This window comes from Neisseria musculi (assembly GCF_014297595.2).
In the GTDB taxonomy this organism is placed as follows: Bacteria; Pseudomonadota; Gammaproteobacteria; order Burkholderiales; family Neisseriaceae; genus Neisseria; species Neisseria musculi.
In genome coordinates, this window is record NZ_CP060414.2 from 386564 (window position 1) to 407112 (window position 20549).

The following is a 20549-nucleotide window of genomic DNA, read 5'->3' on the forward strand; positions in this document are numbered from 1 at the left end:
GATTAACCCATGCCCGTGATGGTTACGGTGCCCAGCCGATACCAGTTAACGTCGTCATCGTTTGCGGCCAGCATATTTGCGCGCGGTGCCGTCAAAATGCGGTCAGCCACACCCGGCACATTGCTGATAACCGCTTCGATTTGAGATACCACCAAATCGTCGCCCGGCTCGAATTTGCCGAAAAACTCGGCCAACGCCCGCTCAACCACCGGCTGCACATCGGATACGCCCGGGATAAACACCGATGCGGCCACATCGACGTTAACGGCGTTCGGTGCCATGACCAGCACATTTTTGGCGGTAACGGGGCGCACCTCGTCGATATAGTCTTGGCATTTTTTGATGGTCTCATCGCTCGGCAGGCCGCCCGAGCTGGTGATAACCACGTCAACCGTACCCAGCCCGCGCCGCAGCGGGTAAACGTATGCCCCCGTTACGCCGTCCACCTCCAACGCCCAATTTTTAAAGTCATACTTGTTGCCGCCTGCGGCTGGTCGGCGGATGCGCTCCAGCAAACGGGCAAGCAGCGATGCATCGCTCTCGGTGTCGGTGCCGCCCTCAACGGTAATCACGCACTCAGACGGCACGCCCGCTGGTGCCGCCATCAACTGAGCCGCTGCATTTTTGGCGTGGGTTGCGGTGCCGGCAGATTCCGCGGCCACGGCAACCCTAACCGGCGCGCTGCCGTCTGCCGCCACGCGCTCAAGGGTGCGGTAAAGATAATCGCCGCGCTTAATCAGCAGGCCGTCTGAAACAACCGCACCTGCCAACGCGCCTGTGATAACGGCATATCCTGCCGCTTTGGTGGCATTGCGGCGGCGAAGGCCGCGCAGGTTGGCGTGCCGCTCCAAATAGTCGCTATCGGCCGTGTCGGGGAAAATCTGCCGGGTAATCCACGCCTGATGCGCATACTGCCCAGCGGCCACGCTGGCCAGGCGGCTGGCGTGCACGTAGTGGTCGCCGTCGGGGCTGATGTCTGCCGTCGGGTCGAGCGACTGTGTGTCGCGCAAAACCGAATCGCGGATCTCCTCAAACGTCGGAATCGTAAACACGCTTTAAAGCCTCTTTAAACGGGTTAAATAACGGGTACCTTGTGGCGGTAGTCAAACCCGCCCTCGGCGGTATCGACGCGGATAGCCAAATACAGCCAGCCGTTGTGCGGCTGCTCGGCACTGACGGTAATCCGTTGTGCGCGCCCGCTGTCGACAATGGGCTGCAATGCCTCGGCGGCGTATTGCTCCGCCAGCAAACCCACCCGCTCAAGGTCTTTCTCGCGCTGCAACAGATGCAGCTGTGAGCCGACCGTTTTATCTGCCCACCAGCTGCCAAGCGGCGTCATCAACCGGATGTACACCGCATTTTTAAGGGTGCTGACGGTTTTGCCGGTGTAGTCGCCGGTGGCGGTATCAAGCTCTTTATCCATATCGTGATTTTGCCTTTTTCAGACGGCCTGTCAGAGCAAACGCCTTTCAAGCCTGCGGCGCAAAAAAAGCAGCCCGAAGGCTGCCTGCTGTTATCCCGGTATCGGCGGCGATGTCTGCCCGCCGCTGTCGCCGGTGTGCGGGTGGTTGGCCAACGAAACGCCCGATGCCGCCACATCGCCGTCTGTTTCAAAACTGCCGCCCGTTTGAGTTACGTTGCCGCTAAATGTCGCGCCATTGCCGCCCTGCACGGCCATGCCGCCGTTGCCGTTGATTTGGCCTTGTGCGGTCAACACCGCGCTGGTCTCCAGCATGGGCGTTTCAAAGTTGGCTGCTTCGCTGGCCGTGATTTTGTAGCTTTTGCAGTTAACCTTAAAAACATCGCAATCGGCCTCGATAACCTTGCCGCTCTTAATCACGATTTTTGCCCCTTCGTGGTTAAAAATGGCCGTTTCGCCCGGGCTGAGGTTTTTAATGCGGTATCGGCCGTGCTGCGTGCACACAATCACACCGTGCGACGTTGCACCACCCAGCGGGATAACCACCGCTTCCGAGCCTGCCGGCGGGTTGCTGGCAAAGCCGTATTCCTGCAAGTGTTCGAGGTCTTGCAGGGTTTCGTCGGCCAAGCCGCCCAACTGCACACGCTGTATCAGCCCGTCCGACACAACCAGTGTGATTTTGCCGCGGAACGCCGCCCGCACGGTATCGCCGATGTTTCGGGCCGTTTGCGCCGCCCGCTTCGCCATTTTTGCCAAACTCATTCAAATACCGCCGTTTTGTTGGTTTCCGTTTTTTGTTTTTTGCCTGCTTTTTTACGGTTGGTTACGCCTTTTTTGCTGCCCTTACGCTTGCGCGCCTGCTCCGATTTTTTGGGGTAGGCATCGGGCGTCCAAACCCCGTCCTCTTTGAACCGCAGCTCTGTTTGCGTGCCGCTGCCGCGGGAGAGCATAAACCGCCGCCCCATCAAGTAAAACACCGCATCGATGCCGTGCTCGTCATCAATCACATGCACCCGCTGGCCGGGCTGCCACAACACACCGTCGCGCGTGGCATGGCCGCCTACCGTAACCGTTAGGGTAAACCCCTCCAGCCGCCAATCGGCCAGCTGCTTTTTGGCCTGCTTTTGCAGCGCGGCCAAATTGTCGGCGTCGGACACCACCACCGTTTTGGGTTTGTGAAGCGTCATGGTCGGGTCTTTGTAAACCCATTTGAGATCGTGTTTGGCGCTGTCGCCGCTTTTTGCGTGCGATTGCGCCAGAAACACCACCTCCGAGTAGCGGTTATCTACCGACCACTCCAGCACCACGCTTTCGGTGTTGCGCCGTTTGTCGCTGCGGCTCCAACACAAGGTGGCCACGGGCGGGCTGGCATAATCCGCCCCGCCCACAACCAGCGTGCCGTCCGGCTCCATCCACGGATGCAGCCCCACCGAATTGGCAATATGCGTTAACGCCTGCCACACGCTCTCGCCCGGCTCGATGTCGATTTTATCGAGCACCGGGTTACTCTCGGCCTTGAGCCGGATATTTTTGATTTGCGGCCATGGCGCCACCAGTTTTTTAGCTGCGTCCAACACGGTCATGCCCTTAACATTGAGCTGCACGGCAGAGCAATCCACCAACAACCCGGCATAGTCGCGCCCGCTAAGCCGCAGCGAGCGCGAACCCTTGCGCTTATCGTGATGCTGGCTGTCGACAATGCCCGTCATCACCGTTTGGCCGTCTATTACCACCTCGCACGTCTCCCCCGACAAATCGGGGATTTCCGCCGCGCCGTAGGGCAGGCCGATGGCAAAATCGAAACCGTCGGCCGGTATCAAAAAATCGCTGTCTATATCGTAGCTCTCCCAATCGCGGTGCTCTTTGCCGCCGATACGCACGGCGGTGGTGTGGCCGTAGGAATTATTTTGCATAGCTGTTTACCAGTTCGCCCCGCGCGATAAATGCGGGGTGTTTGATATGGGGGTTGAGTTTGACCAGCTCGTCGGCGCGGCCAAGGTCGCCGTAAAACTCGTGCGCCAGCTGGTGCACGGTGCAGTCAAACTGGGCAATCCGCACCACCAGTGGCGGCTTTTGGTTTATTTCCGCCACAATCAGGCGGTTAAACCGCGCGGCCAGCCTGCGCAATGCCTCGCCCGCAGTGTGGGCGCTGGGGACTTCGGCCAGTTAGTTATCAGACCTTCCGTGTTGATTTTCAGGTCGATATAGTCACCGTACTCGCCGGGGATTAATTTGTTGGGCACATACTCATAAACGAGTTTTACTATTTCTTCATTGTCTTTACCCAGCAGGGTATAAGTACCCGAGTCGGATACCTTATCGGTCACGCTAACGGCTTCATTTCCTTGACAGTTCAGCACTTTGCCGGTGTCGACATCGATAACGATTTCAAAATCCCCGCCGTCCGCAAGCAAAAATTCGGGGAGTTGCTCCGCCACATCTTCGTGCAAGCACACATTGATTCTTACTGCTTTTATTTCCGTTTTGCACGGTTTTAAAACATCTACAATCATTTCATTTTCCTTTCATGGGTTTGGTGGTTTGCGGCTGCATCCAGCCACGGTTAAAAACAGGAGCTTTTGCCAGCTTGGTTTTGATTTGCACCATCACCACCGCAGCGGCGGCTTTTTCCTTTTCAGACGGCCGGTGCCGATGCTCGAGTTTCAGCTGCTCAGGGCGGGGCGGCAGGCAGCCCAGTAGGTCGCGTGGTGCTGGCCAGCGGTCGGTTTGCGCCGCCAACACGGCAAAGGCCGTCTTAATCCGCGGGATATCCTGCTCCGCGTCCCATGTCTTGCCCGCCGCCAGTGCCACACTCCACGCTTTCGCCGTTGCCTGTATGGTGTCGGCGGCGGGCGTGCCGGGCAGGCGCAGTGCCAGCAGCAGGGTTAAGCCGTCGATGACCGCGTTATGGATGGCGGCGGGCAGCTCTTTCACGGTTTCGCTCCTTTCTTGGCCGATTGCAGTGCGGCGGCGGTTAGGGTTTGGCTGGGCTTGCCTGCCGGCAGGACTTCTTGCTGCGGCCGGTTTGCCGCCGCCGGCAACCCATTCTGCGGTTGCCATTTGCTGATAATTTCGTACAGGTAGCCGTGGGATTTCAGCGGCGGTTTCAGACGGCCTGCGTTGCGGGCGTCCAAGGCCGTCTGAAAACCGTAAATCCAAGCCTCGGGCGGGGCGGGGCAGATAACGCCGTCACGGCTGATTTGCCCTGTCTTGATGTCGGGCAGCAGCTCGTTTAAGAGCTTGGCCGCGCGGCTAAAGGTAAGCCGGCTTTTGGCCGGCCTGAACAGCCCGACATAGCGCACCGCCAACTTGCCCACCGCTGCATCAAACTCCAGCACCGCCTGTATCAGCTCGGTAGCGCCGTCGTTGCCGAGCAGGCTGTCGAGGCTGTGGACTGCCCCGCAGTTGGGGCATTTCACTTTCATTGTCCGTCCTTTCTGTTGTTGATTGCGGTGCCGATTTTTGCAACCAAAACCAACGATTGCCTAAGCTCCAATGGGGTATCTCTAAATTTTCTTTTGTTCAATTTACCCATGTCCGCACGGGATACCATCACAAGGTTTTCGATGGCGTTGTTCGTGAAATCGCAATCAAGATGCAGTAAAAACATACCTCTTGGCGGCGGGGAGCCGTGATACTGTTCCCAAACCATATGCGATTTATTCCGCCATACATTAGGCTCGGCCACCTTCACTTTAACCCAGTCTTTTGCAACCACTTCCGTCCCCACAGACACCGAATTACGCGGTCTGTGCCCTTTTTTAAAGCTGCCGCCGTTCTCCTTCATAAACCCTTTGGTGCCTTTGTTGGCAGGTCGGGAGCCTTTCTCAAACCGTCCGTCCCGCCCGGTAAGCCACCGATTGCGCGTGCACATACTTTTAATATTCTGCACGCTCAAATCACGGTCGAACCGCTTGTTGAATGCTGCCGCAAGTTCTTTTCTCTGGAGCGTGCTATTTGCTTTGAGAAACGTTTTCTCATCTTCGGAATAGATGATTTTTTTCGCCATAATTACCTCTCAATCATTTTCGGTTTGCTGAAGTCCGCATATTCCGCCTTCAGTTTTTCGGCCTCTAAAGCAACGCGGGCATTGTTTACAATGCTTTCCGCCACCGAATTAACCGCTTTAGCCCGGCTGATTTCCTGCTCAAGCCGTTCTCCGGCGATGTCTTCATCGTTTAATCTTTCAAGCACCACAAATAAATGGTTATTCAAATCAAGTAAGCTGTTTTTCATTTCAGGACGCCTCCTTCAAAAAAGTTATCCAATGGGTTTGTGTCCGGTTTTTCTTGTGCTTCATGCTCACATGGCCGAACAGCGGTTTTTGGTCGGTCAAAGCCAAAATTTCGCCCACTCTGATTTGGTTTTCGTTCCACTTGAAAATCAGCACACCGTTGGGCTTGAGCACGCGGAAACACTCTGCAAATCCCTTGCGTATGTCGTCCTGCCAATTGCCGCCCAATACCCCGTATTTCTTTGCCAGCCATGATTGCTCGCCCGCGTGTATCAGGTGCGGCGGGTCGAAAACCACCACGGGGAAGGTGTTGTCCGGGAATGGCAGGTCGGTAAAATCCAGTTTTACATCAGGGGATATTTCCAGCTTGCGCAGGTAATGGCGGTCTTTCAACAGGTGTTGCTCACAACGTCTGTCGCCAAACACCGCGCGGCTGTCCTGCTTGTCAAACCACATCATGCGGCCGGCGCAGCAGGGGTCCAACACTTTCATTTTTGCGCTCCAATCTGTTTCAATTCACTGCCGTAACAGGCCCCACCGTTACCGCTGGGCGGCGGCAGTCTGCGCCGTACAGTTCTTCCACCGCCAAATCCACGGTCTCGCGCAGGGTAGCCGCGCAGGCGCAGAAATAATTCTGCGCATCCGTCTGTATCGTGAGTTTGGGGTCTTCGCCGTCCTTTTTGTCTAAGGTGAACACGCCCAAATCTTCTAAAAACTCCCAACGCTTTTGATCGTATAAATCGCGGGTTTCCAGCCGCATGATGCACAGCGCGGCTTCGTCTAAAAGCAGCTTTAAACGGGTCGGCGTTGCCGTGTCTTCCGCTGCTGCCAGTAATTCGTCGATTAATTGCGTCATTTTTTTATATTCCTTTTAATTTCAATTAGTTAATATTTTCTCAAGGCAAAAAAATTATTGCCCCGTCAGTTTCATCACGGTCAGCCAGCCCAAATACCCGCCCAATGCTGCTGCCGACCAGCACATCACCGCCGCCGCCACCCACAATCTAATCAGCCATACGGCCGTCTGAAATCTTTTGCTCATACTCCGCTCCCGTCATAATGGCTTTATCGCCGTGTATCCGTTTAATTTCTGCGATGGCCTCTTGCAACCGTCCCCATTGGGTGTGCGGGTTTGGCCGCGCAAACCACACCGCTGCGCGTCTGCGCCACTGGCCGTAGGCCTGCCAGTCGCTGTTGCGCCGTCTGAAACTACTCATATACCACCCCGCCCATACGCTCGTTATCGCTCATTCGCTCATAGGCTTTCTCAAGCTCCAGCGCGGCAAAATCGGCTGAGTCCTGCTGCTCGCGCACCAGCCGCTGCACTTCGGTTTCGTGTTGGTACAGGCTCCGCGCCGGCACCGGCTCGGTACAGCGGTTGGCACAGGCGGCAACCGCCGCAGCCATCAAAACAGGCATCAGCAGTTGGCGCAATTTCAAGGTATCCATTTTTTGATTTTCCTTTATTTTTCAATAGGTTATAAAAAATACTGGGCAAAAAAATTATTGCCTCGCATCAAAGGCTTAATGGATTAAGTAGGTTTCCGCATGCTCAATCACATCGCCGTCCAAATCCGCATCGGGGTTAACTTGCAACAAATAATCCACAATCAGCAGCAGTTTGGAAAGCTTGCGCGCATTGCCTTTTGATGTTTTCACCACCTTTTGCGACACCGCTTCGTCGTTAGTTTTCAACACCGCCGCCGCAATCTGCTTCAAATCCGCCTCCGGCAGCATTTCGCCCAATTCCATCTTCACCGACACCCGCGAGAACAACTGCTTAAATTCGCTGTTCGGTCCCTTCAAATTCAGCAGCAGCTTCGGCATACCCACCAACGCCACCGCCACCCCCGTTTTATCGTGTATCCGCCGCAGGCTCTCCAGCGCACGGGTGGGCAATTGCTCCGCCTCGTCAATCAGCAGGATACGGTGATGATCGCGCGGGCTGCTGCTTTTTTTATCGCGCTTCAGGCAGTCGATAATCCGCTCCGTCAGTTCGTGGATATTGCCCTTATCGCTTAAGTCCAATACCCGGCAGATTTCCTGCAACAACACCTTTGCCGTATAGCCCGTATCCGGCTCCACCAGCAAAGCCAGCGGGTTGGCTGCCACATACTGCTTCAATACCGTGGTTTTACCCAAGCCCGCGCCGCCGTACACAATCCCCAGCTGCCCCAGCCAAGCCGCCAAGCCCAGCCAGCCTTTCATCTTCTTGGCCGTACTTGTTTCCACATACGGAATATCCAGCTTTTTCAATTCCGCGCGGTCGCCTTCCTGCTCCAAAAACAGCGCCGCCTTTTTATCCATACCCGCAATATCGTCGTCATATTTGCCGTTTAAGTAGCCAGATAGTGCGCTGCGCGATACCCCCATACGGTCGGCCGCCTTGTTTTGGCTCATGCCGCTGGTTTCCAAAAATTGCTTCAGTTGTTCAATCATTTTTCGTTTTCCTTAAAAAGTATTAAAGATTAGCCGTAATGCTTAACTGGCGTCTTCCCATAAAAAATCGCGTAACTTCTTCTTGCTACCGCCTCGTGCCGGCAGCGTGTTTTCCACTTCCACCAACTCGCCGCTGTCCGTTTTCAACTTCAAAAACTCGCCGTAATCCGGCTGCTGTTCGATAACCGGGTGGCCGAGCGGCGTTGTGCCTCGATTAAATCCATCTTGTTTTGCAGGCGGCGAGCTTGGCCTTTGCGGCGGCGATCGGCCAGTTGCTCCATCCGCGTTTCGGCAAAGGCGGCGCGTTTGTTGCCGTTAAACACCGCCTTGCAAATCACTTTGCCTTGCATATCCTTAACGATTACGCTTTCCGCATTGTGGATATCGTAGGCCACCCGCACTTTTTGCCCGCTGTAATCCAGCAGCGCCTCATTAAAATAGGTGTTGTTCCACAAGTTCAACACGCCGCGGTCGGGTATCCGCTCTTCTTCCGGCCGATACATCATATCCAGCTCCAACGGGCTTAAAACATCCGTTTTCACCCGCATGCCGTCCTTCTTCATCCGATATTCGTAATACCCCATCGGCGTAAAGTGCCCGTTTCCGGATCCTTCGGCAGGCTGCGGTGTTCGTGTTCAAAGTTGTATTGATGCACCGCTTCCTCTAAATCAGCTTTAAATAAATTGCGCCCAAGTCGGCACCGCATCCAGCGCCGCCTCCTGCACCTTGCTCAATTCCGTACTTTTTTTGAGCCTTATCCGCACTCGACACCGAGTTTGCAATCTTACGAAGCGTTTCCGAGTCCGCATCCTTGCCCTGATAAGTGCTGTACCGCTTCGCCAGCGGAATCGTAATCGTCTGCTACAGCCGCTCAATCTTACCGCGGCCCTGAGGGTTGCCCGGGATACCCGTAAAATGCTCGATACCGATACGCGGCAAAATACCCGTCGTCTCCTTATCCAGCATATGGCCCGTTTCGCCCGCGCCGTTATCCGAGTAGTAGCCCAAAGGCGGCGGTAAATCCGTCATCCCGTGGCGTAAAGCATCCGCCACCGCTACCGCCGTTTCCGATAGAGCCACGCTCCAACCCACCACCGCGCCGCTGCATCCGTCAATAATCATCGTTACCTCCGGCGTAAACAGATAACCCATCGGATGGCGGATTTTTGCCTTAAAGCTGTGGCCGTCGCCCACCCATACATCATTGGGTTTCAAAGCCAGCCAGTCGCAGTCGATATAAGGCATCAACTGCTTATAAGCCGACTCCGTCCGCCGGCCGCGCTCCTTCATATGCTCCGGCAGCCGCTTCATCACCGTCTGAATCTGATCGTAGCTCGGCATCTGCTCGATATCTGCTCGATATCTGCTCGATTTTTCCCTGTTCCAGATACCATTGCGCCAGCTTTTTCGCCGCCGCCATCATCATCGGCTTGTTCGGCTGCTGATAAAACATCAAAAAATCAGGTAGCCATTCAATCGCCAGCATCGGCTTCTTTTCGCGAGTTTTCACGGGTGCCAGCGCCGCAAGCCGACTCACGCTGTCGGGTGCCGCGCGGTAAGCCCTCACCCACCGGTATAAAGTCGGCCCGCTCAAACTGCGCTCATCGTTGCTTCGAGCATTCGCAATCGGAATCAGCTTCGCAATATCTTCGGGCAGTCTGCCCGCCGCCGCTTCTGCCGCCACAAACTCCACCGCCTTCTTAATCGGCATACCCGACAATTCGTACAAAAGCAACACATGCGCCACAATCGCACACCGCGCATGAGCCGTTTCCGTTTGCTTATCATCCAACCGCATCAAACCATCCTCACGTGGCATCAAACCCAACTGCTTCATTTTCTTATTCGGCTTCACCGGCTTTTTCGCTTCCGCCAACACCGGCACCTTAGCCAACAGCGTGGCCGTCTGAATTTCCGGCGGCAGGGCAGCAATCAGATACTTCTTAAGTTTCCCACCCCGAGCCTGTCCGGCAATCTCTTTAAACGGCCAATTATTTTTCTTGGCGTGGTATTCAATTCCTTGCCTACTGTTTGGCAGTCTCGGAAGCTGCAAACCTGCCAACTCAACCGCTGAAATTAACATTTTGCTATTTCTTTCTTTTTGTGGTTTACTTAAATGCGTATAACTTTTAGCATTTAAGGAACTAAATCAAAAACCGCTTATCCATTTACAACCCTTTTTGGAAAAACAGGTTTTAAATTTCGTGCTGCGTATCGCTCCGGTCAAATCTCTTCCGGCTCCACTCCGATTGCAGCGGCGATAATTCTTTCTCCTTTTAAATAAGGGGTTGTCAATGCGCTTCTAAGCGTATTGACAACCCGGCTTCGCGGTGCCAGTTTGTTGGTGTTGCGTTTTTTTGCATGATTGACTTACTCCATTCAGTAATGTGATTTGCATCGTTAATTGATTAATTGAGTTAACAATACTAAGCAAAAAAAGTTTATTGAAACTCTTTTGCTTAAAAATATAGCGCAAAAAAGCAAAATAATCATATCTGTTTGATTATTTGAATGATTTATTTTAAGCAAAAGAATTACATTTTTTTGCTTAAATGAGAAATTCTAAGCAAAAGGACAATCATGGACTTTTTAGAGCGTTTAAAATCTTTGTGGCCCGATAATGCCAAACCCGCCGACTTCTACAATAAGATTGATATGTCCGCTTCCGGTTTTAGCCGTGTCTGGAAAGATAGTGCTATTCCAACAGCCGACTATTTGATTAAAATTCAAGAAGTAACCGGCTGCGATTTAAACTGGTTACTTACTGGTAAAGGCTCTCCATATATAGATAATGGACAAGCCGTCGAAGTCCGTACCCATTCCGACGGCACCGCCACCGACACCCTCGGCAACCCCGTCAGCTTGGACGAGTTCGTCTTTATCCCGCGCTATGACGTCTATGCCGCCGCAGGGCACGGCTACCCCGCCGAAGACGACAAACCCTTATTCTGCATGGCCTTCCGCCGCTACTGGATTGAAAACTACGTTACCCGCCATCCCGAAAAGCTATCCGTAATCGCCGTCAAAGGCGATTCAATGGAAGGCGTGCTCAACCACGGCGACAACATCCTCGTCAACCACGAAAACACCGACCTGCGCGACGGCCTGTACGTTATCCGCATCGATAACGACCTGTTTGTAAAACAAATCCAAAAGCTGCCCGGCAAACTGCTGGTCAAATCCGCCAACCCGTCTTACGAGCCTTTCGAGATAGATCTAACGGCCGACCACCAAAACGTAGCCATCATCGGCCGCGTAGAGTGGTATGGTCGCGCAGTCAATTAAAAAACGGCGTTTGGTATATCCAAACGCCGTTCTATTCAAATAAAACCAAAATCAACTCAAAACCTCACCAAAACCGCACAATAAAGGTATCAAAGTTTCATCACTTTCTACTCACTTTACGCAAAAAAGTGTCAAAGCCGACTTTGCTAAATCTCCGCTCAAATTTTTGTTTCCTTTAATTTTTTCTCCTTTTTTTGCTTATTCTCTAAAGGTGTCAAAATAATACCTACCCCATAACAGCCGAATACTGTCATACCACCATATCTAAATATTTAACGTTGCGGAAATAACCAGTAACGATCACTGCCCTCCTGAAGTGCGTATTGGTCTTTTATACAACCAGCTCATGGAAGAAAGAACGGCACAAAAGAACAGGCTGAAAGCCGCCCGCCAAAGATAGCTTTGTAATACAGATCATAAAGCGCAAATAGACTGCATTTCAAAGCAAATAAAGGTCGTCTGAAAATATGTTTCAGACGGCCTGTTCCTGTTTGCGGTGGTACCTTGACGGTTTGAATCCCAGCCCGAAAGGCGGGCAGCCTGTGGAGAAACCAAACTGGCCAAGATGTGCAGGACGGAAAATCTGTAAAAAAGATCAAACAACCTGAAACCGTTAAAAAAGCCAGGCATCTCCGACTGCCCTTTGGATTGCAACCCTTTGAATCTCAAGATGAACGCCATGTCATGGTCAGAAATGAAGGGGTATCCCCAAAGGGACGCGCCCCGGCCGGCGGATTCCATACCGGCCCGACAACCGCCCGATACCGCGGGCAAAGGCCGTCTGAAAACAGCCCGATGTCTGAATCCGGGAAGAACGAAGCGCGGCAGAAAGATGCCGAGTCGTCTCAGGATTAAGGCAGGACTATCCTTTGAAACGGCTTTGGAGATGACGGGGCAGCCGCGTAGTATCTTCCGCAGCCACGGCTGCTCAGACGGCGCCGGGGAAGATTCGGGGCGCGGTACATGCTACTGCCTTCTGCTGCCAACCGGCAGCGCATTCGGCAGAAGACCAATATGCCGGTTTGAAACGGCATATCCGTGCGGCTTGCCGGCAACACAAAGGACGCTGCGGCTGCCGCAGGATAACGGCGGCAATCCGCTATGCAGGGATGTTGGCCAACCACAAGACAATCAGCCGTCTGAAGGCGGTGTCGGGCCGGGGCGGCGGTACGGCGGTGCCAATGCCGTCCATCGTCCGTTCGAAAGAGGCCGGCAACGTTGCGCCGCTATCCTGCAACGCCGTTTCAAGGCGGAAAAGCCAAATGGAAAACGGGTAAGGGCTGCCACGGAGCTCAATAATGCGGGAGAAAAGTTGTATCTTTCTCCGCTGATGGATTGGTTCAACAAGGCAATCATCGGTTGCCGGATTCGATGCCGGTGGGGAAAAGCGCAACTGTTGCCGCTGACGGGCTGGTTTAACGGAGAAATCATCGGTTGCTGAATCCTACAACCCGGCGTTGTCGATTCGGTCGGGAAAATATTGAAAGAAGCGTTTAAGCAATCAAGATAGTGTGTGAAAGTGTCAATGCCGTTGATGTATTCTTTCGGCAACAACCAAGCCGTGCCCTGCTTTTGCGGGGCATTTTTCTGTTTGGTATTGTTAATTTATGTTGTTAATCCGTAACGGGTTTTGTCGTATTCCGTTTGTTTTTTCAAAATGTAGAAAGCGATGGTTACCAGCTTTCTCATAATTGCAACAATGATGAGTTTCGGCGGTTTTTTCCCGGCTTTCAGACGGCCGATAAAGGCGGGAAAGGCGTTCATGCGGTAGGCGGCCGATGCGGGCATGTATAGGGCTGCCCGTGCCTGGCTTTTGCCGTCTGAAAAGCCGATACTGTGTTCGGATCGGTATGGGCGCGGGATTACCAAATTGAATCGGGCAAATGCAAACCGGTGCAAAACATGTCGCGCAAGGAAACTGTTTGGGCAATGCGGCCGTGGAAAGCTTCTCCGGCACGTTAAAAAAAGCCTGCGTATTTCAAAGTGGAATGCTTCCATACGCGCAAATATGCTTCCGCTGCCGGATTGGCAGCAGCTTTGCATGAGTATATTCATTATTACCACCACGACAGAACCAAGCTGAAATTAAAAGGACTGAGCCCTGTACAGTACAGGATTCAGCCCTTGAAAACCGCTTGATTAAGCTGTCTAAATTTTTTGGGGGGAGTTCATTCTCGGGCAGGCTTTGCCAAGTTGCGGTGGACGGTATTTTGGCAGGGCTTAAGCGATAAAGGCCGTCTGAAAGCTGGGATGCCTGTTTGGATAATGCGCCCGGCAGGCATTTTTGATACACGCTGTTTTATTGGTTCTGCAGAAACCGGGTTTCTTCGGAAACGGCGTTTCAGACGGCCTTTGCGGTTTTTGCCGAGGTTTTGACGGCATTGCAGTTTGCTTTGCCGGCTATGGTTTTGCGCTATAATTATATGACTGAAACCGAGTTGAAGAAGCCGCATGAAAGAACATAAAGCCCGCAAACGTTTCGGACAGAATTTTCTGCAGGACACGCGTATTATCAATGATATCGTTCATGCCGTGCGCCCGCAGCCGGGTGATGTGGTGATTGAAATCGGCCCTGGTTTGGCCGCGATTACCGCGCCTCTGGCCGAAAAACTCGACAAACTTCATGTGATCGAAATCGACCGCGACATCGTAGGCCGTCTGAAAACCCTGCCGTTTGCCGGTAAGCTGGTGATACACGAGGGCGATGTGCTGCAATTCGATTTCAACAGTGTGGCGGGTAAAAAGAAAATTGTCGGCAACCTGCCTTACAATATTTCTACGCCGCTGCTGTTTCGTTTGAGCGAAGTGGCAGATGATGTGGATGAGATGCATTTTATGCTGCAAAAAGAAGTGGTTGAGCGCATGACGGCGGAGCCGGGCAGCAATGGTTACGGGCGTTTGAGCGTGATGCTGCAATACTTTTTCGAGATGGAATCTTTAATCGAGGTGCCGCCGGAGTCGTTTTACCCCGCGCCGAAAGTGGATTCGGCAGTGGTGCGCATGATTCCGGTCAAATACCGCATCGGTAAGGCCGAAGATTTCGGGCATTTCGCCGGGCTGGTGAAACACGCGTTTGCCCAACGCCGCAAAACCATACGCAACAATCTCAAAGGCATCGCCGCCGATGGAGATTTGCAGGCCGCAGGCATCAACCCGAAAGAGAGGCCGGAGCATATCGAGGCCGGAAAATATGTGGTGCTGAGCAATTATTTGGTGCAGCAGGCCGTCTGAAACCGTAAGTTTTTATTTTTTAGGAGCGGATATGAAATATGTTGGGGCTTTTCTTGCTTTATTGTCGGCTGCCTGCATGAACCCCAATGATGCTTTTTTTCAAAACCACCGCTATAAAATGATACAGGCCGAGCTGAGCGGCGGCGGGGCTGTTTTCCGGTATGGTTATCCTAAAAAGCCCGATCATGATTTGCTGGTGAACCGAATCCGCGTGCCGGCGGCGCAGCAGGCGGGGGTTATCAAGGAGTGGTTCGTTAAAGAGCAGGGTTACCGCAAGCACGACTGCACTTTGCAAAAAGCGCAAAGCAACGGCATCACTTATTACACCTGCGATGTCGAAAAAGGGTTTAAAGGCGTACATTTTGTGGTGTATGTTGCGAATGTGAAAGCCGACAGCGTTTATATCAAAGTTTACCGGAGCATCAATAAACTGCCCACCGGGGCGGAGCTGGAAAAACTGGTGGCGGATTTGAATCAGTTTTACCCTTAAACCAATCAGGCGGCCTGAGGCCGTCTGAAAAAAAGAATATCGAAACCATGATTAAATTCAAAAACGTACACAAGCATTTTAAAGACCTTCACGTGATTAACGGCGTGAATCTGGAAGTGGGGCAGGGCGAAGTGGTGGTGGTGTGCGGGCCTTCGGGCAGCGGCAAATCCACCCTTATCCGCACCGTAAACCGGTTGGAAACCATCGACAGTGGCGAAATCTGGGTGGACGGCATGAATGTGGCCGATCCGAAAACCGATTTGAACAAAGTGCGCGCAGAGGTGGGGTTTGTGTTTCAGAGCTTTAACCTTTATCCGCATCTGAGCGTGTTGGAAAACATTATCCTCTCGCCGATGAAGGTGAAAAAACAAAGCCGCGCGCAGGCCGAAAAAAAGGCGATGGCGCTGCTTGAGCGCGTAGGTTTGTCGCTCAAAAAAGATGCCATGCCCGGCCAGCTTTCAGGCGGCCAGCAGCAGCGGGTGGCGATTGCGCGCGGATTGGCAATGGAGCCGCGCGTGATGCTGTTTGACGAGCCGACTTCCGCGCTCGACCCCGAAATGGTGGGCGAGGTGCTGCGGGTGATGAAAGATTTGGCCGAGAGCGGCATGACCATGATGTGCGTTACCCACGAAATGGGTTTTGCCCGCGAAGTGGCCGACCGCGCCGTGTTTGTCGATCACGGTCAAATTATCGAAGATGCCGACCCCGATGCGTTTTTCACTAACCCGAAACACGAGCGCACCCGGCAGTTTTTACAGCAGGTGATGAAACATTAGGCGGCAGGGTGCGGCACCCCGGCAGATTCTGCCCAAAACCGATGCAAGCCTCGGGCGGTATGGAAGTATGGAGCCGGCTCTGCTGCTTCGCGGCGTACAAAGCCGTTTTCTTTCAAGCAAAACACAGCCATGCCGTAACGGAAACAAAGGGGTTTCACCATGCGGTACGGCGCATCGATTTGACTGTTGATGGGTTTGGGCGTGCTGTCTGCATGGCTTGGGGTTTGTGCTTGGGGCTTGCCGGAAATGTGTCTGCCACGATGCGGTGTAAGAAAAACGGGGTAAAGGCCGTCTGAAAGAGAAGAGTTTCAGGCGGTTTGCCTGCGGCGTTAAATGATATTGGATCGGCGGCGGTGTTCCGGCCGTCTGAAAGGTAGGCAATGAAAAAATTTTGTTATTTTTTGGCGGCTTTTTTTGCACTGGCCGGCATCGCGCGGGCAGAAATCGATGCTTCCAAACTGCTGCCGCCCGAAAAGGCGTTTGTGCCGATGGTGAATGCGGGTGCGCAAGGCATCAGCGTGCAGTTTGCCGTGGCTGACGGCTATTATATTTATCAGTCGAAAATTGCGGCGGAAACCACGCCGGCGGGGCTGCTGGGCATGCCGAAATTCAGCACCGGAGAAGTGAAGGAAGACGAGTTTTTCGGCCGGCAAACCGTTTATTACCGTGCCGCACAGGTTGATTGGCCGTATGCCGCAGCGGCGAAAAACTACCGGCTGGTGTTGAAATACCAGGGTTGTGCCGATGTGGGCGTGTGTTACCCGCCTGTGGAAACGGCGTTTGAAATCAATGGTGAAGGGCTTTACCGCCCCGCTTCAGACGGCGCAAGCCCCTTTTTGCAGCCGCCGGCTTCAAAGCGCACCAAACCTGAGGCTGCACCTTCAGAGAGCCGCTTCAGGCTCTCGTGGGACACATTGAACGCCAACCTGTTGGCGTTTTTTCTCGCGGGGCTGGGCTTGAGCTTCACGGCTTGTATGTATCCGCTGCTGCCGATTGTGTCGGGCATTGTGGTGGGCGACAAACACACCGGCAAGGGCAGGGCGTTTGTGCTCTCGGCCGTGTATGTGCAGGGTTTGGCACTCACCTATACCGCCGTGGGCGTGATGGCGGGGCTGACGGGCGCGCTGCTGACCGTGTGGTTGCAGCAGCCGTGGGTGGTGCTGGCAGCGGCCGCGGTGATGGTGGTGCTGGCATTGTCGATGTTCGGCGTGTTTACCGTGCAGCTGCCCGCATCAGTGCAGGGCTATTTCCAAAACCAAAGCAGCAAACTTTCGGGCGGCAAAATCGCTTCGGTGTTTGTGATGGGTATGCTTTCCGCGCTGATAGTCGGCCCCTGCGTGGCGCCGCCGCTGGCATTTGCGCTGGGCTATATCGGTCAAACGGGCGACGGCCTGCTCGGCGGTTTGGCACTGTATGCCCTGGCTGTGGGCACAGGTGTGCCGCTGATGGCGGTGGGCACGTTCGGCGGCCATATTCTGCCGAAAGCGGGCGCGTGGATGAACGGTATCAAATATGCGTTCGGCTTTATTCTGCTGGCGGTGGCGGTGTATTTGGCCACACCGTTTCTGCCGTATGCAGCCGTGGTTGCACTTTACACATTATTGATGATTGTGCCGGCCGGCCTGCTGCTGGTTCAGACGGCCAAAACCGCCGGCCGTCTGAAAAGCGCAAGTGCGCTGTTGGGCGCATTGCTGCTGCTGGGCGGCTTATGGTTTGCCTATCAGAGTGCCAACCGGCAAACCACCGCGCTGCACCATTTTCTCACCCTGATGCCGCCGGCTGCCGCAAAAGAGGGCACACACGGGCGGGTTCACACCGATGTGGCGCAACTGAAGGCCGACATGCAGGCAGCTTTGCAGCAAAACCCCGCCAAGCCGGTGTTGCTGGACTTCTACGCCGACTGGTGTATTTCGTGCAAAGAAATGGCGGCCTACACGCTCAACCAACCGCAGGTGCATGAGGCGGTGGATATGCAGCGCTTTTTCCAAATCGATGTAACCGCCAACACGCCCGAACATCAGGCACTGCTCAAAGAATACGGCCTGTTCGGCCCGCCCGGCGTGTTTGTTGTCCGCGCAGACGGCAGCCGCAGCGAAGCCCTGCTGGGCTTTGTGAAACCCGAAGCATTTATCGAATGGTACCGGCAAAACGAAAACTAGCCGGGGGGGATATGGCCAATCTGCTTGGAAACAATCAAGCGTTGGCTGTTTGCCGCGCTGTGTATAGCCTGCAGTGTTACCCGGTGCCGGTATGGACAGGCAGGCTGGGGCACCTGCACCATGCCGGGTTTGAGACAAATATTTTGTTTTACAAAACAATCATCAACAACCGCCCGGGTTTGGCGGAAGGCAGAAGCGTTTTCCCGCAGTATTGCAGCAGCCGTGTTCACCAGGCTGTCTGAACTGTTCAGACGGCCTTTGGGCATTTTCCGGCAGACCGGGATAGGGCGGTGTCAGATATCCACTTCTGCCGTATCTCCTTCGGCTTCCATCCACGCACGGCGGGCGGCGGCTTCACCTTTGCCCATCAGCTTCACGAAAATGCCGTGGGTGGCTTCGAGTGCATCATCGGGAATCTTCACCCGCAGCAGTCGGCGGGTGTCGGGATGCATGGTGGTGTCTTTGAGCTGGTCGGGGTTCATTTCGCCCAAGCCTTTGAAACGGCTGATGGAATAGGCCGTTTCTTTCACGCCTTCGCTTTGCAGACGCTCCAGAATGCTGTCGAGCTCGCCCTGGTCGAGGGCGTAGAGTTTGCGCGCGGGCTTGCTTTTACCTTGCGCGTTTACGTCCACACGAAACAGCGGCGGCTGGGCAACATAAATATGGCCGTCTGAAACCAGCTTGGGAAAGTGGCGGTAAAACAGCGTGAGCAGCAGCACCTGGATATGCGAGCCGTCCACATCGGCATCCGACAAAATGGCGATTTTGCCGTAGCGCAAGCCGCTCAAATCGGGGTTGTCGCCGGCGCCGTGGGGATCCACGCCGATGGCAACGGAAATATCGTGGATTTCTGCATTGCCAAAGAGTTGGTCGGGGTGGATTTCAAAGCTGTTGAGCACTTTGCCGCGTAGGGGCAGAATGGCCTGGGTGGCTTTGTCGCGCGCGAGTTTGGCCGAGCCGCCGGCCGAATCTCCTTCCACTAAAAACAACTCGTTTTCGCGGATGTCTTCGCTTTCGCAGTCGGTGAGCTTGCCGGGCAACACGGCCACGCCGCTGCTTTTTTTCTTTTCGATTTTTTTCACCGAGCGCATCCGCGCCTGCGCCTGCCGGATGGCAAGTTCGGCGATTTTTCTGCCGGCCTCTACGTTTTGGTTAAGCCACAATTCGAGCGGGTCGCCCGACACGGCAGCCACCAGTTTGAGCGCATCGCGGTTGGTGAGTTTGTCTTTGGTTTGGCCTTGGAACTGCGGGTCGAGCACGCGGGCAGACAACACGAAGGCCACGCGCCCGAACACATCATCACTCTGCACTTTCACGCCGCGCGGCAGCAGATTGTGGTGGTTGATGAAGTTGTTTACCGCGCCGAACACGGCCTGTTTCAAGCCTGCTTCGTGGGTGCCGCCCAGCGGGGTGGGAATCAGATTGACATAACTTTCGCTGTTGCACGCGCCTTCTTCCAGCCAGGTGAGCGCGAAAGCCGCACCTTCGCCGGCGGCAAAATCGCTGTTGTGGCCGTCTGAAAGATAATTTTCGGCGGCAAACACCGGCACGGCTTCCTGCGCTTCGCCGATAAGGTCGGCAAGATAACTTTTCAGGCCGTCGGGGTAGTGCCAGGTTTGCGTTTGCGGCTCCGCCGTGCCTTTGGCGGGGCGGGTGAGCGACACGGTAACGCCCGGCAGCAGCACTGCTTTGGCGCGCAGCAGCCGTTCCAACTCGGCAATGCTGTAATTCGGGCTTTCGAAATATTTGCCGTTGGGCCACACGCGCACCTCGGTGCCGGAATCTTTTACCGCGCATTTGCCGGTTTCGTGCAAAGGCTCGATGACATCGCCGCCGGAAAACACGATGCGCCGGATTTTACCCTCGCGCTTAACGGTTACTTCCAGGCGGTTGGAAAGCGCGTTGGTTACCGACACGCCCACGCCGTGCAGGCCGCCTGAAAAGGCATAGGCGCTGCCGCCGTCTTTTTTGTTGAACTTGCCGCCCGCGTGCAGGCGGGTAAACACCAATTCTACCACCGGCACACCTTCGGCAGGGTGCAGGCCGACAGGAATGCCCCGACCGTTGTCTCGCACCGAAAGCGAGCCATCGTGGTGGATTTCCACATCAATGCGCGTGGCAAAGCCGCCGAGTGCTTCATCGGCGGCATTGTCGATCACTTCCTGGCAGATGTGGGTGGGGCTTTCGGTACGGGTGTACATGCCCGGGCGTTCTTTTACCGGCTCCAGGCCTTTGAGTACGGTGATGCTCGATTCGCTGTATTGGGGTATGGTCATGGCGGGTATGGGGTGGGGACAGTCGGGCAGGATTTTAGCATAGATAGCCGGAACGGTTTCAGACGGCCTGTTTCTTTATCACAGGCCAGGTACCCCAGGCCGAGGCTTTTGCAAAATTCTTTTCGACACCTTAAAACACTTGCGTCATGCTCGGGCTTGATTCAGGCATCTGTTTGTTTTATAAGATAAAGAGATACTCGGGTCAAGCCCGAGTATGACGAAATATAAATTCAGGATTA

The 20549-nt window shown here is 54.3% G+C and carries 27 protein-coding genes and 3 pseudogenes; 8 read left to right on the forward strand and 22 right to left on the reverse strand.

Annotation, left to right across the window (positions count from 1 at the left end; translation table 11 throughout):
• Positions 1-2: 2 nt before the first annotated feature.
• From H7A79_RS01830 to H7A79_RS15155, 20 genes and pseudogenes are all read right to left on the reverse strand, one after another.
• Positions 3-1052, reverse strand: coding sequence for a baseplate J/gp47 family protein (locus H7A79_RS01830; protein WP_187000878.1), 1050 nt, complete (start codon positions 1050-1052; stop codon positions 3-5).
• A gap of 23 nt (positions 1053-1075) precedes the next feature.
• Complete coding sequence (locus tag H7A79_RS01835; protein WP_187000879.1) at positions 1076-1423, reverse strand: phage GP46 family protein; 348 nt, start codon at positions 1421-1423, stop codon at positions 1076-1078.
• Positions 1424-1513: 90 nt separating this feature from the next.
• A complete protein-coding gene (locus H7A79_RS01840; RefSeq protein ID WP_187000880.1) occupies positions 1514-2182 on the reverse strand; it encodes a phage baseplate assembly protein V in 669 nt (222 codons plus the stop codon).
• Positions 2179-3333: a phage baseplate assembly protein gene (locus tag H7A79_RS01845; protein WP_187000881.1), complete on the reverse strand. Its 1155-nt coding sequence runs from the start codon at positions 3331-3333 to the stop codon at positions 2179-2181. The genes H7A79_RS01840 and H7A79_RS01845 overlap by 4 nt, the downstream gene beginning before the upstream one ends.
• Positions 3323-3553, reverse strand: a pseudogene (locus H7A79_RS01850) (hypothetical protein); the annotation flags it as partial. The gene H7A79_RS01845 and the pseudogene H7A79_RS01850, both read right to left, overlap by 11 nt.
• Positions 3514-3933 (reverse strand): hypothetical protein, encoded by a 420-nt coding sequence (locus H7A79_RS01855; RefSeq protein ID WP_187000883.1) that lies wholly within the window; start codon positions 3931-3933, stop codon positions 3514-3516. The gene H7A79_RS01855 and the pseudogene H7A79_RS01850, both read right to left, overlap by 40 nt.
• A gap of 1 nt (position 3934) precedes the next feature.
• Complete coding sequence (locus H7A79_RS01860) at positions 3935-4354, reverse strand: hypothetical protein (RefSeq protein ID WP_187000884.1); 420 nt, start codon at positions 4352-4354, stop codon at positions 3935-3937.
• The gene (locus H7A79_RS01865; protein ID WP_187000885.1) at positions 4351-4845 is read right to left on the reverse strand and encodes an HI_1489 N-terminal domain-containing protein; all 495 of its coding nucleotides are present in this window, start codon (positions 4843-4845) and stop codon (positions 4351-4353) included. The genes H7A79_RS01860 and H7A79_RS01865 overlap by 4 nt, the downstream gene beginning before the upstream one ends.
• A complete protein-coding gene (locus tag H7A79_RS01870; RefSeq protein ID WP_187000886.1) occupies positions 4842-5429 on the reverse strand; it encodes an HNH endonuclease in 588 nt (195 codons plus the stop codon). Before H7A79_RS01870 ends, H7A79_RS01865 begins: the two co-directional genes overlap by 4 nt.
• 2 nt (positions 5430-5431) lie before the next feature.
• Positions 5432-5656: a hypothetical protein gene (locus tag H7A79_RS01875; protein WP_187000887.1), complete on the reverse strand. Its 225-nt coding sequence runs from the start codon at positions 5654-5656 to the stop codon at positions 5432-5434.
• Between the two features lies 1 nt (position 5657).
• The gene (locus H7A79_RS01880) at positions 5658-6146 is read right to left on the reverse strand and encodes a class I SAM-dependent methyltransferase (protein ID WP_246408028.1); all 489 of its coding nucleotides are present in this window, start codon (positions 6144-6146) and stop codon (positions 5658-5660) included.
• Positions 6147-6165: 19 nt separating this feature from the next.
• Positions 6166-6510, reverse strand: a complete 345-nt coding sequence (locus tag H7A79_RS01885; RefSeq protein ID WP_187000888.1) for a hypothetical protein — start codon at positions 6508-6510, stop codon at positions 6166-6168.
• Between the two features lie 54 nt (positions 6511-6564).
• Positions 6565-6696, reverse strand: a complete 132-nt coding sequence (locus H7A79_RS01890) for a hypothetical protein (RefSeq protein WP_281384955.1) — start codon at positions 6694-6696, stop codon at positions 6565-6567.
• Entirely contained in the window at positions 6659-6871 is a 213-nt protein-coding gene (locus H7A79_RS01895; protein ID WP_187000889.1) for a hypothetical protein, read from the reverse strand. Before H7A79_RS01895 ends, H7A79_RS01890 begins: the two co-directional genes overlap by 38 nt.
• Positions 6864-7103, reverse strand: coding sequence for a hypothetical protein (locus H7A79_RS01900; RefSeq protein ID WP_187000890.1), 240 nt, complete (start codon positions 7101-7103; stop codon positions 6864-6866). The genes H7A79_RS01895 and H7A79_RS01900 overlap by 8 nt, the downstream gene beginning before the upstream one ends.
• 75 nt (positions 7104-7178) lie before the next feature.
• The gene (locus H7A79_RS01905; protein ID WP_187000891.1) at positions 7179-8093 is read right to left on the reverse strand and encodes an AAA family ATPase; all 915 of its coding nucleotides are present in this window, start codon (positions 8091-8093) and stop codon (positions 7179-7181) included.
• 149 nt (positions 8094-8242) lie between these two features.
• Positions 8243-8641, reverse strand: a complete 399-nt coding sequence (locus H7A79_RS01910; RefSeq protein WP_246408029.1) for a Mu transposase C-terminal domain-containing protein — start codon at positions 8639-8641, stop codon at positions 8243-8245.
• A 313-nt stretch (positions 8642-8954) separates the two neighbouring features.
• Complete coding sequence (locus H7A79_RS01915) at positions 8955-9434, reverse strand: DDE-type integrase/transposase/recombinase (RefSeq protein ID WP_246408170.1); 480 nt, start codon at positions 9432-9434, stop codon at positions 8955-8957.
• A complete protein-coding gene (locus tag H7A79_RS01920) occupies positions 9346-10176 on the reverse strand; it encodes a DNA-binding protein (protein WP_246408031.1) in 831 nt (276 codons plus the stop codon). The genes H7A79_RS01915 and H7A79_RS01920 overlap by 89 nt, the downstream gene beginning before the upstream one ends.
• 140 nt (positions 10177-10316) lie before the next feature.
• The gene (locus H7A79_RS15155; protein ID WP_245231747.1) at positions 10317-10388 is read right to left on the reverse strand and encodes a helix-turn-helix domain-containing protein; all 72 of its coding nucleotides are present in this window, start codon (positions 10386-10388) and stop codon (positions 10317-10319) included.
• A gap of 285 nt (positions 10389-10673) precedes the next feature.
• Here H7A79_RS15155 and H7A79_RS01930 point away from each other — a divergent pair, with 285 nt between their 5' ends.
• The 3 genes from H7A79_RS01930 to H7A79_RS01940 all read left to right on the forward strand — a co-directional run bounded on the left by H7A79_RS01930 (position 10674) and on the right by H7A79_RS01940 (position 12655).
• On the forward strand, positions 10674-11378 hold the full coding sequence (locus H7A79_RS01930; RefSeq protein ID WP_187000892.1) for a LexA family transcriptional regulator: 705 nt from the start codon (positions 10674-10676) through the stop codon (positions 11376-11378).
• Positions 11379-11945: 567 nt separating this feature from the next.
• Positions 11946-12233, forward strand: coding sequence for a hypothetical protein (locus H7A79_RS01935; RefSeq protein ID WP_353663616.1), 288 nt, complete (start codon positions 11946-11948; stop codon positions 12231-12233).
• A gap of 167 nt (positions 12234-12400) precedes the next feature.
• Entirely contained in the window at positions 12401-12655 is a 255-nt protein-coding gene (locus H7A79_RS01940) for an IS3 family transposase (RefSeq protein WP_187000893.1), read from the forward strand.
• A gap of 328 nt (positions 12656-12983) precedes the next feature.
• On the opposite strand, the pseudogene H7A79_RS01945 reads toward H7A79_RS01940, so the two are convergent.
• Positions 12984-13196, reverse strand: a pseudogene (locus H7A79_RS01945) (IS110 family transposase); the annotation flags it as partial.
• A gap of 216 nt (positions 13197-13412) precedes the next feature.
• Between H7A79_RS01945 and H7A79_RS15160 the strand changes: the two are divergent.
• From H7A79_RS15160 to dsbD, 5 genes and pseudogenes are all read left to right on the forward strand, one after another.
• Positions 13413-13517 (forward strand): annotated as a pseudogene (locus tag H7A79_RS15160) (IS3 family transposase); the annotation flags it as partial.
• Between the two features lie 312 nt (positions 13518-13829).
• Positions 13830-14609 carry a 16S rRNA (adenine(1518)-N(6)/adenine(1519)-N(6))-dimethyltransferase RsmA gene (gene rsmA / locus H7A79_RS01955; protein WP_187000895.1) on the forward strand — a complete coding sequence of 260 codons (780 nt, stop codon included), beginning with the start codon at positions 13830-13832 and terminating at the stop codon, positions 14607-14609.
• 31 nt (positions 14610-14640) lie between these two features.
• On the forward strand, positions 14641-15099 hold the full coding sequence (locus H7A79_RS01960) for a hypothetical protein (RefSeq protein ID WP_187000896.1): 459 nt from the start codon (positions 14641-14643) through the stop codon (positions 15097-15099).
• Between the two features lie 47 nt (positions 15100-15146).
• Positions 15147-15875, forward strand: a complete 729-nt coding sequence (locus tag H7A79_RS01965; RefSeq protein WP_135034343.1) for an amino acid ABC transporter ATP-binding protein — start codon at positions 15147-15149, stop codon at positions 15873-15875.
• A 380-nt stretch (positions 15876-16255) separates the two neighbouring features.
• Positions 16256-18034: a protein-disulfide reductase DsbD gene (dsbD, locus tag H7A79_RS01970; RefSeq protein WP_187000897.1), complete on the forward strand. Its 1779-nt coding sequence runs from the start codon at positions 16256-16258 to the stop codon at positions 18032-18034.
• A gap of 293 nt (positions 18035-18327) precedes the next feature.
• Here dsbD and H7A79_RS01975 read toward each other — a convergent pair whose 3' ends face one another.
• Positions 18328-20310 carry a DNA topoisomerase IV subunit B gene (locus tag H7A79_RS01975; RefSeq protein WP_135034341.1) on the reverse strand — a complete coding sequence of 661 codons (1983 nt, stop codon included), beginning with the start codon at positions 20308-20310 and terminating at the stop codon, positions 18328-18330.
• Between the last annotated feature and the right edge of the window lie 239 nt (positions 20311-20549).